This window comes from Mycobacterium sp. SMC-8 (assembly GCF_025263565.1).
Lineage (GTDB): Bacteria > Actinomycetota > Actinomycetes > Mycobacteriales > Mycobacteriaceae > Mycobacterium.
The window spans coordinates 3,536,239-3,549,515 of the sequence record NZ_CP079865.1; the positions used below are offsets into that span (position 1 = coordinate 3,536,239).

Here is a 13,277-nt window from a genome sequence, read left to right on the forward strand (position 1 = left end):
CCGTTGGTTTCCGTCGCAGGTGGGTAGTTGGGTACCCATGAAGTTGGTGACGTTCAACATCCTGCACGGCCGCACCCTCGGTGACGGCGTGGACCTGGACCGCTTCGCTGAATGTGTGGCCGGGCTCGACGCCGACATCCTGGCGCTGCAGGAGGTGGACTCGATTCAGGCGCGCTCCGGATCGGCCGATCTGACGGCGTTGGCCGCCGAGGCGATGGGCGCGCGGAGTCACCAGTTCGTGGCGGCGATCGCGGGCACACCGGGGGCGACCTGGATGGCTGCGACGGGAGAGGAGCAGCCCGGTACCGCTGCCTACGGCGTCGCGCTGCTGTCGCGCTATCCGGCATTGAACTGGCAGGTCGTCCGGTTGCCCCGGATCCCGTTCCGGTTCCCGATGTATCTCGCTGCGCCCGGGCGGGTGCAGGTCATCCACGAGGAGCCGCGCGCGGCGGTGATCGGACAGTTCGACACCCCGCTGGGGAACCTGACCGTGGTCAACACCCATCTGTCGTTCGTGCCGGGATGGAACCGCGTCCAATTGCGCCGGCTGATGCGCGACGTCCGCGGTCTGCCGTGGCCGCGGATCCTGACCGGGGATCTGAACATGTCGGCCGCCGCTGCGCGCCGGTGGTCGAGGCTGAGGCAGTTGGCGGCGGCCCCCACGTTCCCCGCCGACAATCCCTCCAAGCAGCTCGATCACGTGCTGACCGACGATCCCGGGTTGTTCGCAGCGGCGTGTGAGACGCCGCGAGTGCCCATCTCCGACCACCGGCCGCTGGTCGTGCATCTGCAGCGCTCGGATTCCGAGGTCCACCTCGGGGACGCTCGGACGCAGAACCCCTGAGCAGACCCGGGGAATCGGCGTAATACGTCGACTGCCAGGCTATTCCGAGGTCAGCAGGAACCGCCCCAGATAGGGCGCGAACCGATCTCTGAGGCTGTCGGGGTCCAGGCCGAACATCTCGGGCGAGGTGTGCACCCGGCCGTGTCGTCCGCGGCGGTGACCTTGCAGGTATTGCGCGATCGCGGAGCGGGCATCGTCGGTGAGCAGTTCCCCCGCCACGGAGTACACCCGCTCGGCGGTGCCCATCTCATCAGCCATGAACTGGTCGAACACGATGTCCACTGAGCGCTCCGCCGGGATGAGATCTCGATCCCGAATGCAGGTGTCGAGCAGGCGTTCCAGCCGGTCGATCCACGCATGGGCGAGCGCCGTGACGTCGACCCTGTCGCGGTGCATCCGCTCGGAGTAGGTCACCATCGCGATCATCGACAACGCCACCGGGACCGGATCACGATGGGTGAAAACCACCACGACACCGGGCATCACCGCCTCGAGCACCGGCAGCTGCCCCAGGTGCTGGGGCGACTTGAGCACCCATCGCCGTCCGCCGCGCAGGAACTGCAGCGCCTTGAGCTGCGTGACCAGATAACGGTACGACGACGTCTGGTCGCTGCTCCAGAACCACTCGGTCCAGCGCGGCACATGGGCCAGAGTGTCCATCAACATCGTCGAGAAGTCGTTGGCCAGCAGCTGGATCTCCTCGTGCACGTGATCCGTGGTCATCTCGTGCATCAGGGCGAAGTGTGGCATCAGCACATCCATGGTGTGCACTGCGACGTCCATCCGCGCGATCCGCGGATCGGGCTCTATCCCCGTCTCGGACGGCAGCGGGAACGGTTCGACGCTCTCCCAGTACGGCAGGCTGCGGAAGGTCGGCGCCGCGGCCAGCATGTTGTGCAGGTGGGTGGTGCCCGAGCGTGGCAGGCCGGCGATCACCACCGGGGCAGCCAGCTCGATGTCCTCGATCTCGGGATGTCGGGCGAGCAGCTCCGTCAGCAGCAACCGATTCTTGAGCCACTGCACGAGCTGCGCGTGGAAATTCACGATCCCCGGGGCGTGCATATCGATCTCGCGCAGCTCGCTGACGTAACGCTGCAGGCGGTCGCGATAGTCGTCCGGGCCGAAGTCGGTCAGGCCCGTGGCTTCCGTGGCCCGCTGGTGCAGCACCTCCACATCGAGTGGGCAGTCGGCGGCCAACGTCGCCATCATATCGCGAAGCTGTTGTGCCGCAGGGCTGTAGCGCGGTTCGGCGAGGTCGTCGAGATAGACCAGATCCGCTGTGGCGTCCGTCACAAAGCAATATGTTACTGTGAGTATCGTAATGATGACAGAGGTGGGACGCCCCCGGGATCGCGGCATCGACGACGCGGTGCTTCGCGCCACCGTGGAGCTGATCAGTGAGTCGTCCTACGCCGATCTGTCCCTCGACGCGATCGCGACGCGCGCGGGCACCAGCAAGCCGGCCATTTACCGGCGCTGGCGGGGGAAGGCTCACCTGGTGCACGAAGCCGTCTTCCCGGTCGATGCGTCCACTGAGCTTCCCGCCACCGGATCGCTGGACGGGGACGTGCGCGAGATGCTGAGGCGGACGCTCGCGGTGTTGAGCACTCCGGCCGCGCGCGCGGCGCTGCCCGGGCTGGTGGGGGAGATGGCCTCCGATCCGACGCTGCACACCGCGCTGCTGGAGCGATTCTCCGACGTCCTCGTCCGCGGCCTGAACGACTTCCTGCAGTCCGCCGTCGACCGGTCCGAGGTGCGCCGCGACGTCACCGCCACGAAACTCGCCGAAGCCGTCGCGGGAATGACGTTGCTGGCGTTGCTCACTCGCGGCACCGACGTCGACGCGGAGTGGATCGAGCAGACCGCGCAGCTGATCACGAAAGGAATCAGTGCATGACCTCTGACATCCACGAGGCCACGGCGGCGTGGCGGGAACTGCTGGACACCCTGCGGCAGTTGGACGAATCATTCATGACCGGCCCGAAAGCCGTCACCGACGATCGCCACATCGCCGACGGCTACCGGATGATCGCGACCACCCTGGGGGTCGCGTTCGACACGTACCTGTTCGCCGATCCCAGCCGCCCCCGGTGGCTGGAGGTGAACTCACCGTTGCGCCCGGACCGGCGCTGGGGTGGGGACAACACCGACGCCATCTACTACATGTGCCCCGTGGATCCCGGGCGGCGCTACCGAGTCAGCGGCAATCGCGGTGACAGCGTGTACTTTTCGGTCACCGCTTACAACGAGCCCGCGCCGGGAGCGTGGTCGGACCGGATCGTCGCGATCGTGCGCGACGACGACCTCGACATCGACGGCGACGGCAACTTCACCTTCGACTTCGGCCCCCAACCCGACGCCGCGGTGTTGATGACACGCGACTACCAAGCCGATCCGCTCGTGGGCCGGCCCGTCACCTGGAACATCGAGGCTCTTGAGCCGCCAGACCCGTTCTGTCACGGCGAGGCCGAAACCGCGGCCGCGCTGCGAGCCAGCGCGGCCTGGCTGCGGACCATGTTCGCGATCCTTCCGTTGACGGTAGGGGTCAGAGATGCCGGCGAGCATCAGCTGGGCCACGAAACCGCAATGGCCGCCAATGATTTCGCCGATCCCTACCAGGTGCCCGACGCGAACTTCGGCTGGTCGGCGCGTGACGCGTGCTACTCCTACGGCAGCTTCGACCTCGCTGAGGACGAGGCGCTGGTGATCACCCATCGGCCTCCGAACTGCCGATTCTGGAATCTGGTGGTGTGGAACCAGTTCATGGCGGTGCCCGGCGTGCCCGACGCGCGCAGCTCGGTCAACGGTGCGACAGCGGTACCCGACAGCGACGGAACCGTCACCGTTGTGGTGTCCCGGGGGATGACGGATCATCCGAACGCGCTGACCACGCTGGATTATCCGCGCGGCAACCTCGCCTTCCGCTGGTTCCTGGCCGACGAGGTTCCGGCCCGCCCGCGTGTGTCGCTGGTGAAGATCGCCGATGCCCCGACGTCGGTCAGCTGAGCGCATTTCCCGCGAAGGACTTTGGTCCCATCGCATGATGACGGCTTTCCACTGACGTACCTCGAGCCGTGACGATAACGTCGTGGTGTCAGACGGCACCGGCGCCGTCGGCCTAAGTGGAGGAGGCACACCTGATGTCCACCCCGGTAGCACTCAACGGCATCGTCGTCGCGGTCGACGGCTCGGCACCATCGCGCGTCGCGGTCGACTGGGCTGCGCGCAACGCCGCCATGCGCCGGGTGCCGTTGACGTTGGCGCATGTCCTTCCCGGCGCTGCCATGCAGTCGTGGATCCAGGCTCCACTGCCGATGGCCTACCTGGAGGATGAGCAGGAGGAGGCGCGCCGGATTCTCGCCGATGCGCGTTCGGTCGCCGAAGCCGCCATGGCCGGTGACGCCGTGGACGTCGGTGAGGTGGTGCTGTCGGGTCAGCCCGTCGCCGCACTGGTCGATGTGGCCAAAGAGGCCGACATGCTGGTCGCCGGCTGCAGGGGCAAAGGCAAGTGGGAACGCCGGCTGCTGGGTTCGGTCAGTACCGGTCTCGTGCAGCACGCGCACTGCCCTGTCGCGGTGATCCACGACGAGGACCCGCTGATCCCGCATCCCGCCCAGGCGCCGGTGGTGGTCGGGGTGGACGGTTCCCCGGCGTCCGAGCGGGCCACCGCGATCGCATTCGACGAGGCGTCACGGCGCGGGGTCGAACTCGTCGCGTTGCACACCTGGAGCGACGCCGGTTACGAACTGCCGGGCGCCGGGTGGTCGGAGGTGCAACCCGAGGAGGACATGCTGCTGGCCGAGCGGCTGGCCGGATGGCAGGAACGCTACCCCGACGTCACCGTCCGGCGCGTAGTGTGCCGGGACCAGCCGGCCCGACGGTTGCTGGAAGAAGCCGAGAAGGGCCAGCTCCTGGTCGTCGGAAGTCACGGCCGCGGCGGCTTCGCCGGGATGCTGTTGGGCTCGGTGGCATCTCAGGTCGTTCAGTCGGCGCGTGGACCGGTGATCGTGGCCCGGAAGTCCTGAGCGCAGAACGCTTCCGGTAGTCGTGCGTTCGCCGGCCCCGGCGGGCCCGACCTGGTTCCGGTGGTCGGGCCGGCGGCCTACCGCGAGGTCAGCTCGGCGTAGCGCGCGACGTGGTGGTCGGTCGATCCGAACTCGAACTGCACAGCGGTGAGCCGTTTGAAGTAGTGACCGATCGCCAGCTCCTCGGTCATGCCCATGCCGCCGTGCAGCTGCACGGCCTGCTGTCCCACGAACCGGGCGGCGCGGCCCACCGTGACCTTGGCCGCCGACACCGCCCTGGCCCGGGCGACGTCGTCGGCGTCGAGGTTGAGAGTCGCCAACAACGCTGCGGCAGCGGCCTGTTCGACCTCCATGTACATGTCCACCATCCGATGCTGGAGGACCTGGAAACTGCCGATGGGCTGCCCGAACTGTTGGCGTTGTTTGCAGTATTCGACGGTGTCGGCCAGCACCTTGCGCATGCAGCCGACCGCCTCCGCACAGACCGCGGTGGCGCCCTCGTCACGGGCCAGTGCGAGCGACGGCCACGCGCCGCCCTCCCGGCCCAACAGCGCGGTGGCCGGCAACCGGAGGTCGTCCAGCACGATGTCGGACGCTCGGCGGTCGTCGACCGTGCGGTAGTGGTGCAGATCGATACCTGTTGCGGCGGAGCCGAGTTCGACGAGGAACAGCGAGATGCCGTCAGTGTCGGTGCGCTCGCCGGCCGTCCTGGCGGTGACCAGCACGTGACCGGCCAGCGGTGTGCTGGTCGAGACGATCTTGGCGCCGAACAGGATCCAGCCGTCACCGTCACGGCGGGCGGTCGTGCTGACATCCTGCCAGCGTTCGCCGGAGGTCGGTTCGGTGGCGGCCAGCGACACCACGGCGGCGCCGGAGACGATCTGGTCGACGAGTGCCGCTGCGGTGTCCCCACCGGCGCGCTGCAGCAGTCCGGCGGCGACGACGGCGGTGTCGACATAGGGTTCGATCACCAGGGCGTGTCCCAGCGCTTCGGCGATGAGCATCATCTCGACCGGGCCGCCGCCGATCCCGCCGGCCTCTTCCGGCAGCGCCGCGCCCAGGATGCCGAGCTCCTCGGCGAGGGCGCGCCAGATCTCGGGTTGCCAACCCGGGCCGGTCTTGGCCGCGGTACGGCTCTTCTCGAGGTCGTAGCGGGTGGCGAGAAACCGAGCCAGGCTCCCTCGCAGCAGTTCCTGTTCGTCGTTGAGTGTGAAGTCCATTTAGAGCCCCAATGCAGCCTTGGCGAGGATGTTGCGCTGAATCTCATTGCTGCCGGCGTAGATCGAGCCGGCCCGGTCGTTGAAGTACCGCAACGGGGCCACGGCCTGCCACGGTTCACCGCTGATGTAGTCGTCCGCGGGCGGCTCGAATTCGGCGATCGGTCCGCCCGGGCAGGTCCCATGCGGCTGGTAGACGCGCCCGCGCGGTCCGGCAGCCTCCATGGCGAGTTCGGTGATCGCCTGGCTCAGCTCAGTGCTCAGCACCTTCAACATCGACGACTTCGCGCCGGGGTTGCCGCCTTGCGCCACCACCGCGAGCACCTGGTACTCCAGGATCTCCAGCACCTCGGTCCGGATACGCGCCTCGGCGAGCTTGCGCGCGAAAGCAGGGTCGTCGAGCAGCCGCCCTCCGGCCGGGCCGGGCTGATCGGCGGCCGCCACGGTGATCTCCTCGACCATCACCTGTAGGGCCGGTGCGGTGGCGCCACCGCCACGTTCGAATTCGAGCAGGTACTTGGCCACCGTCCAGCCGTCGTCGATCTGGCCGATGACGTTGCGCTTGGGCACTCGCACCTCGTCGAAGAACACCTGGTTCTGCACCTCTTCACCGGAGGTCATCACCAGCGGCCGGATCTCGATGCCGGGAGTCGACATGTCGACGAGCAGGAATGTGATGCCGCGCTGCTTCTTGTCCGATCGGGTGGTGCGTACCAGCGCGAACATCCAGTTGGCTTCCCGCGCGTGAGTGGTCCAAATCTTGCTGCCGGTGCATACGAGGTGATCACCGTCGTCGCGGGCCGCCATCGACAACGCGGCCAGATCCGAACCCGCCTCCGGCTCGGAGTACCCCTGGCAGAAGAAGACCTCGCCGGTCAGTATGCGCGGCAAGAAGAAGTTCTTTTGCTCGTCGGTTCCGAACTTGATGATCGCGTGGGCGACCATCTTGATCCCCATCGGCGAGAGCGACGGGGCGCCGGCGAGTGTGGACTCCCGGCTGAAGATGTAGTGCTGGGTCAGGCTCCAGTCGCACCCGCCGTGGGCGACGGGCCACGCCGGCGCTGCCCACCCGCGCTCGTGCAGAATCTGCTGCCATTGCATGCTCGCGTCGTGATCGGCGTACACGCTGGTCATCAGGCGCCCCGCGCGACGGAGCACAGGCGTGAGCCTCTCGTCGAGGAATGCGCGCACCTCGTCGCGGAATGCCAGGTCGACCGGCGACCACTGTAGGTCCATCACTGTCTCCTCTCCGCCGGACGTCAGAGACACAGTAAACCTAGTTAGTTAAGTGAGGTGTACCCCGGGGGGGCATCGGGGGCGTGGCGACCATGACTGTGTTCGCGATCACGCCCGCCAGAGGGGTCGCCACAGCGCCGAACCGGCAGGTGACCGACCGCCGGATGGTAGCTTTTGTTCGTTGCCACAGCCTGTGATGGCAAATCCCCTCAAGACCCATCACGGCTGTGGCAACCCGGGAAACCAAATCCGTTTGGTCTCCATATCGCGATGTTCTAGCCTTTAACGGGTCGATAAAACTCGACAATGGCAAATTTGAGGCGAATAACTTTGTGCATTGAGCACGATTGGGACCACGAAGTCGACGTGGTGTGTGTCGGAGCCGGTTCGGCCGGTTTGGCGGTGGCCATTTCGACGGTGGAACACGACGGCGAGGTATTTCTCGCCGACATTGCCGATCCCGGCCGGCCTGACGAGCCACTCGGGCTGCGCGGACGTTTCTCCCGTGTCGGCGACGAGGCGACCGTCGATTACTTCTCGGCGCTGACCGAAGACCTCGACCTCGCCACACTGAGGCAGCGCGACGCCGATCTGCCGGTGCGTCTGATGCCCGAGACCGCGCCGACGCGGGGGCGCACCGTGCCGCCGTTTCAGGGGTGGCGGCTGCGTGACTGGGCGGCGGTCTGCATCCCGTCGCCGTCGGGCTACCTCTACACCCAGGTCACGGACTGGACCTCGGCGACGATGCCCGGTCAGCACGGCGAGATGTTCAAGGTCACCGAGCTCGGCGTCGCCACACCCGATCCCGACGACCCCGCCGGTTCCGTCCACCGCTGGCTGAGCGATGAAGCCGACGACCGTGGCGTGTCTGCGCAGCACGTCGAGGGTTTCGAGGCGTTGGTGTTCGAGGACGGCCGGGTGGCCGGAGCGGTGTTCCGCACCGCCGACGGTGCCCTGTCGGTCCGGGCGCGCCACGGTGTGCTGGTCTGCGGTGACGGCGCCGCCGGCCGCGGGGCGGCCTCGCCGCGGCTGCCCGAACGGGTCGCGCTGCGGGTCGCGCTGGTCGGTAAGGAAGCCAGCCGGTTCGGACGGCTGGAGTTGCTGACGTCCGATCCCGCGGTGGCTCAAGCGGTTCCGCTGCACACCGCAGGTTCGGACGTCAGCGACTAGGACTTGGCGAAGCTCACCCGGATCCGTCCCTTGGCCAGCAGTGTCTCCATTGCCGCGCCGGGAATCGGCCGTGACAGTAAGAATCCCTGGGCCCGGTGACATCCGTGGCGCAGCAGCGTCAACGCCGCGGCCTCCGTCTCCACGCCCTCGGCCACCAGTTCCAGGCCGAACGCCTCGGCGAGCGCGATGACCGCACGCACGATCGCCAGATCGCCCGGATCCGAACCGAGTTCGCGCACGAAGCTCTTGTCGATCTTGAGCGTGTCGACCGGCAGCGACTTCAGATGGGACAGCGCGCTGTACCCGGTGCCGAAGTCGTCGATCGCGATGCGCACGCCGGCCTCCTGCAGACCGTTGAGGGTGACGCGCGTGGTCTCGATGTCCTGGACGACGACGCTCTCGGTGATCTCCAGGCAGATGGATCCCTTGTCGAGTCCGAACTCGTCGACGATCGCGGCGACCGCGTCCACGAAGCCGTCGGTGACCAGCTGTACCGGCGAGACGTTGATGCGCATCACCGCGTCCCGGCCGATGCCGCGGGCCCGCCACGCCGCGAAATCCGCGCATGCCGCCCGCATCACCCAGCGACCCAGCTCGCCCGCGAGGTTGATCGACTCGGCGACACCGATGAACGACTCCGGGGACAACAGACCACGCGTCGGATGCTGCCAGCGGACCAGGGCCTCGGCGGCCAGGATCTCGCCGGTCCGCATGTCGACCTCGGGCAGGTAGTGCAGCAGCAGCGCGCCGTTTTCGATGACGCTCTGCAGGTGCAGCTCGATGTCGTTGTCGAACTCGTTCTTCATCGACATGTCGTCGGTGAAGGTGACGATCTTGTTGCCGCCCGAGTTCTTGGCGGTCAGCACGGCCTGATCCGCCCTGCGGAGCAGATCCGATGTGGTGTCACGACCCGGCACACCTTGAGCCACACCGATGCTCACCGTGCGCGTGAGCATCTCGCCGTCGATGGAGACCCGTTCCCGCAGCGTCGACTGCAGGCGGTGCGCGAGGGTTTCGGCCTCCTGTGCGTCCATCGGTACGCCGGGGACGAGGACGAATTCGTCACCGCCGAGCCGCGCGATCATGTTCGGGCAGTCCGCGCCCCGGCGCAGCCGCTCAGCCAGCACCCGGATGAACCAGTCGCCTGCTGTGTGCCCGAGATAGTCGTTGATCGCCTTGAGACGGTCGAGGTCGAAGAACAGCGCTGACACCGGGCCTGGCGCGCCGACTGCCAGGCGCTCGTCGAGATGGGCGAGCAACGCACGGCGGTTATGCAGTCCGGTCAGGTCGTCGTGTTCGGCCAGGTAACGGAGCTGCTCCTCGGCCTGCACGCGCGCCTGGACCTGAGCGAACAGCGACGCGATCGCTTCGAGCCCGTTGAGTTCCTCAGCGGTCCACTCGCGGTCACCGAACTTGATGAACCCGAGCACACCGGTGGTGAGTTCACCAGAGACCAGGGGAGCCGCCGCCATCGAGGTGGCCGGCACGGCGCGGGTCTCCTCGATGCGCTTCTGGTAGTCGTCGGTGGCCGGCTCGGGCCGGAACACCATCGGCTTCTTGCCGTGTTCGGAGTGGGCGAACACCGGGTCGGCGTCGGCGAAATAGACGAGCGCGAGCGGGTCCGGGTCGGGAACTCCGGGGCGCACCGGCCATTCCGCGATCAGCCGTGACGCACCGATCTTGTGGTCGTTGTAGCGCAGAAAGCTGACATCGACACCCAGATAGGCGACGAGTTCGGCCAGTACCCGCTGACTCACCTCGACCGAGGTCGCCGCGTTGGCGGCCATCAACTTGGTGGCCACCGAGGTGACCACCAGGTCGAGGCTGCGGAGTGTGTCGTTGTCAGACATCGTGCAGTCAGGATACGGGCGCGTCAGTATTTGTGACGGGCCGTCTCCGACTGCGCACCGATGCAGGTGGTGCACAGGCGAGTCTGAGGATCAGAACGGTGGTCTCGCCGGGACGCTCACCCGTCAGGCCACGGAACTGCGATTGCAGATCGGCGAGCTCGGGTGCGAATAGCGGTGAGAGCTCGTCAAGTTCGTCGCGATGGTGGGCATAGAGGAATGCCGGGGATATCGGTTGCACCGAAAGGCCGTGCTGCGCAGCGGCGATCCACACGGACTCGGCCGCGGAGCCACCCCGGGCATAACCGGTCAGGGACAGGTCGTCGGTCATGATCAGCGCGAGTGCGGAGCTTTTCGCGATACGAACCCGGGTGTCGGCGCCGAGCACCGCTCCGGCATCCCAGGAGTGCAGCAGCGACATCACCTCAGGACGGCGCAGGATGTCGAGGGTGACCAGCTCTGCCGTGCCGAGTTCCAGGCTCCGCACATCGATTCCGGAATCTGGGAAATCGTCGCCGGGCCAGCGCAGCTCCGAGGCCATGTCGGCGTGAAGGCGCGGCGTCAGATAGCGAATGCGGTCGGTCTCGGCCAACAGCACGCCGATCCGGTCGATCACGTCCCGATCGACGAGAACCTCCAGCCGTGATCCCTCGCGTCGTGCCGCGGCGTGCAGGGCGTCCATCGCCTCCTGCGGCACCGGCGCGCCCGTTCCGTGTCTGCGGTTGGTCTCCCGCGCCGAGAGCGCCGGATACAGTGGCGCGAGATCGTCGTCGGTGCCGTCGACGAGTTCGATCACGGCGGCCAGTGGGGCACGTTCGTCGCCCTCGACGTAGGTCACCGAACCGATCATCTTGTGCGCCGCGGCAGCGACGCGGGCGTTGAACGCGGCGGCGCCGACGGCCACCGCGCTGCCGCGCAATCCGACGTCGATCGTCGACTGATATTCCGGGGCCAGTCGGATCGTGACGACGTTGTGACCGGACTCGATGTGCCAGGGCTGCACATTGCCTCCCGACGGCGCACGATTCGCCGCGACGGCCACCGCCTGCACCGGGTCCCGGATCTGTTCGTCGTCCTGCGCCGGAGGTTCCCACTCGGGTTGCGGCCCGGCGTCCATCGGGTCGGTCAGAGCGTCGAGGGCCGCTGCCGTGTCCACACGCACCCGGCCCGACGAGAGCGGCTCGCCGAGGCCGATTCTGCGCACGGCCTCGGCGACCGCCGCGGCACCCACGAGCACATCGCCGACGAGCTGAGGCCAGGTCGACAGGCTCTGGCCGACCTCCACCAGCGAGGCCGCACCCCGCGAGGACAGGTTGGCGCCGTCGATGATCCGCAGCACGTGCGGAATCTTGTCCCGGCTGTCGAGGCCGGCCAGTGCCGACGCGTCGACATCGCCGAGCAGCCCATGGAAGATCGGTCGCTCCGGTTCGAGATCGAATCTCTCGACGTCGATCAGGCCGCGGTCGCTGGTGGCCATCAACACCGGCTGCCGACGGATGCGTGCCGCTTCGCGGACAAGCGCTTTCACGTCGAGCGAGTCACACTCCTCGACCACGATGTCGATGCCGTCGAGGAATTCGGCGACGGTGTCCGCCGTCAGCCCCGAATCCATCACCCGCACAGTGATATACGGATCCACCTCGGCGATCCTGCGGGCGGCGATGATGGCCTTGTTCACGCCGATGTCGAACACCGTGGCCGGAACCCGGTTCAGATTGGACAGCTCGAGTTCATCGAAGTCAGCCAGACGAAGCTCGCCGCACAGCCCCTGCATCGCCAGCGTGTGAGCGACCGCGTGGCCCACGCTCAGGCCCACCACACCGATGCGCAACGCGGCGAGCGCCTCCTGCTCCTGTGCGGTGATCAGGTTGCGGTTGCGGTCGGAGCGCACGCGGGCGTAGGAACGCGGACCCAGCATCCCGATCACGGTGCGCCGCCACGGATAGTGCACCCACCGCCGGGGTTCGGCGGTCAGCTCCGGTTCCGGCGCCGGCAGCAGCCGGGCCAGCGTGTCGGCCTGCTGTGCGCTGCGATCGAGGAAGATGATCGCCGGGTCCTGACGCAGAGACCGCAAGGTCTCCTGGTCGGCGGTGTCGTCGGGATCGAGGACCACCGCGGTTGCGGCATCGCGCTGTCCGGCGGGTTCGGCGTCATCCGTTTGCGCACGGAAGCTCTCAAAGCTCACAGCGCATTATCGCGTGGCCATCCGATTCCGCCGGTTACGACGCGCGACCGCTCCATCGCCCTGATCTCGTTGAGGATCTTCGACACCTGCGCGGGCTCCGCGTGCCGGATGAACGTCCTGCGGTCCCACCACATCATCTTGGTGCGGTAGCGGGGGTCCGGGTAGGGCGTCGCGGGGATCGACGCAACTATTCCTCCCGAGGAGCGCCACTTGTCGAGCACATGCGGCGCCGAGGTGGCCATGCAGAACTGGAGGTCCATCGCCGCCAGTGCGTGGAAACCACTGCGTGCCAGCGCACGCGTCACGCCCTTGTTGCGGGCCGGATCGTCGGTCACGAATGCCGACTTCATCTCGAGGATGCCGAACGGGGCGCGGTCGTCGATCATCTTGCGCACCGCGGCCAGACCCGGCTGCCCGTCCCACTCCACGACCGCGTGTGAGTCGTCGGCCCCGGTCAGCGGGCCTTTGGCGCGCACGCCGCCGATCACGCGTCCGGTCACGTCCAACGCTGCCCAGAAGACCGCGGTGTCGTGTCCGTCGCTGATCTCGTCCACATCCAGTGCGCGCTCGACCCCGTGCATGCGGTAACTGCGCTCCGCACCGCGGAGGTACTCCATCCACAGGTCGGGGTCGAGATGGGGCTGCGACATCACCAATGTGCATTCCGCGTCGGCGTCCCACCAGCTGTGGTTACTCGCGAGTTCGAAATCGTCGGCGCGGACGGATTCGAGAGAAGCAATTGACATGGCTATT

General features: G+C 67.4%; 11 protein-coding genes. 5 read left to right on the forward strand and 6 right to left on the reverse strand.

Going from position 1 to position 13,277, the window contains the following annotated elements; translation table 11 throughout:
- Positions 1 to 37 precede the first annotated feature (37 nt).
- A complete protein-coding gene (locus tag KXD97_RS17100) occupies positions 38 to 844 on the forward strand; it encodes an endonuclease/exonuclease/phosphatase family protein (RefSeq protein ID WP_260751225.1) in 807 nt (268 codons plus the stop codon).
- Positions 845 to 883: 39 nt separating this feature from the next.
- Here the strand turns inward: KXD97_RS17100 and KXD97_RS17105 are convergent, their stop codons facing one another.
- A complete protein-coding gene (locus KXD97_RS17105; protein WP_396885447.1) occupies positions 884 to 2,053 on the reverse strand; it encodes a sulfotransferase family protein in 1,170 nt (389 codons plus the stop codon).
- Between the two features lie 112 nt (positions 2,054 to 2,165).
- Between KXD97_RS17105 and KXD97_RS17110 the strand changes: the two genes are divergently transcribed.
- The 3 genes from KXD97_RS17110 to KXD97_RS17120 all read left to right on the forward strand — a co-directional run bounded on the left by KXD97_RS17110 (position 2,166) and on the right by KXD97_RS17120 (position 4,869).
- Complete coding sequence (locus KXD97_RS17110) at positions 2,166 to 2,741, forward strand: TetR/AcrR family transcriptional regulator (protein ID WP_260758017.1); 576 nt, start codon at positions 2,166 to 2,168, stop codon at positions 2,739 to 2,741.
- A complete protein-coding gene (locus KXD97_RS17115; RefSeq protein WP_260751227.1) occupies positions 2,738 to 3,850 on the forward strand; it encodes a DUF1214 domain-containing protein in 1,113 nt (370 codons plus the stop codon). The genes KXD97_RS17110 and KXD97_RS17115 overlap by 4 nt, the downstream gene beginning before the upstream one ends.
- Before the next feature lie 134 nt (positions 3,851 to 3,984).
- Complete coding sequence (locus KXD97_RS17120) at positions 3,985 to 4,869, forward strand: universal stress protein (protein WP_260751228.1); 885 nt, start codon at positions 3,985 to 3,987, stop codon at positions 4,867 to 4,869.
- Between the two features lie 77 nt (positions 4,870 to 4,946).
- On the opposite strand, the gene KXD97_RS17125 is transcribed toward KXD97_RS17120, so the two are convergent.
- Together KXD97_RS17125 and KXD97_RS17130 are read right to left on the reverse strand one after the other, a co-directional pair.
- The gene (locus KXD97_RS17125; RefSeq protein ID WP_260751229.1) at positions 4,947 to 6,089 is read right to left on the reverse strand and encodes an acyl-CoA dehydrogenase family protein; all 1,143 of its coding nucleotides are present in this window, start codon (positions 6,087 to 6,089) and stop codon (positions 4,947 to 4,949) included.
- Positions 6,090 to 7,322: an acyl-CoA dehydrogenase family protein gene (locus tag KXD97_RS17130; RefSeq protein WP_260751230.1), complete on the reverse strand. Its 1,233-nt coding sequence runs from the start codon at positions 7,320 to 7,322 to the stop codon at positions 6,090 to 6,092.
- A 402-nt stretch (positions 7,323 to 7,724) separates the two neighbouring features.
- Between KXD97_RS17130 and KXD97_RS17135 the strand changes: the two genes are divergently transcribed.
- Positions 7,725 to 8,492: a hypothetical protein gene (locus tag KXD97_RS17135; RefSeq protein ID WP_260751231.1), complete on the forward strand. Its 768-nt coding sequence runs from the start codon at positions 7,725 to 7,727 to the stop codon at positions 8,490 to 8,492.
- Here the strand turns inward: KXD97_RS17135 and KXD97_RS17140 are convergent.
- Genes KXD97_RS17140 through KXD97_RS17150 form a run of 3 tightly spaced genes read right to left on the reverse strand, consistent with a single transcriptional unit; the run spans position 8,489 to position 13,270 of the window.
- Positions 8,489 to 10,342, reverse strand: a complete 1,854-nt coding sequence (locus KXD97_RS17140) for a bifunctional diguanylate cyclase/phosphodiesterase (protein WP_260751232.1) — start codon at positions 10,340 to 10,342, stop codon at positions 8,489 to 8,491. The two genes, KXD97_RS17135 and KXD97_RS17140, sit on opposite strands and share 4 nt — an antisense overlap.
- A 7-nt stretch (positions 10,343 to 10,349) precedes the next feature.
- Positions 10,350 to 12,524, reverse strand: coding sequence for an Rv1355c family protein (locus KXD97_RS17145; protein WP_260751233.1), 2,175 nt, complete (start codon positions 12,522 to 12,524; stop codon positions 10,350 to 10,352).
- On the reverse strand, positions 12,521 to 13,270 hold the full coding sequence (locus tag KXD97_RS17150; protein WP_260751234.1) for a hypothetical protein: 750 nt from the start codon (positions 13,268 to 13,270) through the stop codon (positions 12,521 to 12,523). The genes KXD97_RS17145 and KXD97_RS17150 overlap by 4 nt, the downstream gene beginning before the upstream one ends.
- Positions 13,271 to 13,277: the final 7 nt, after the last annotated feature.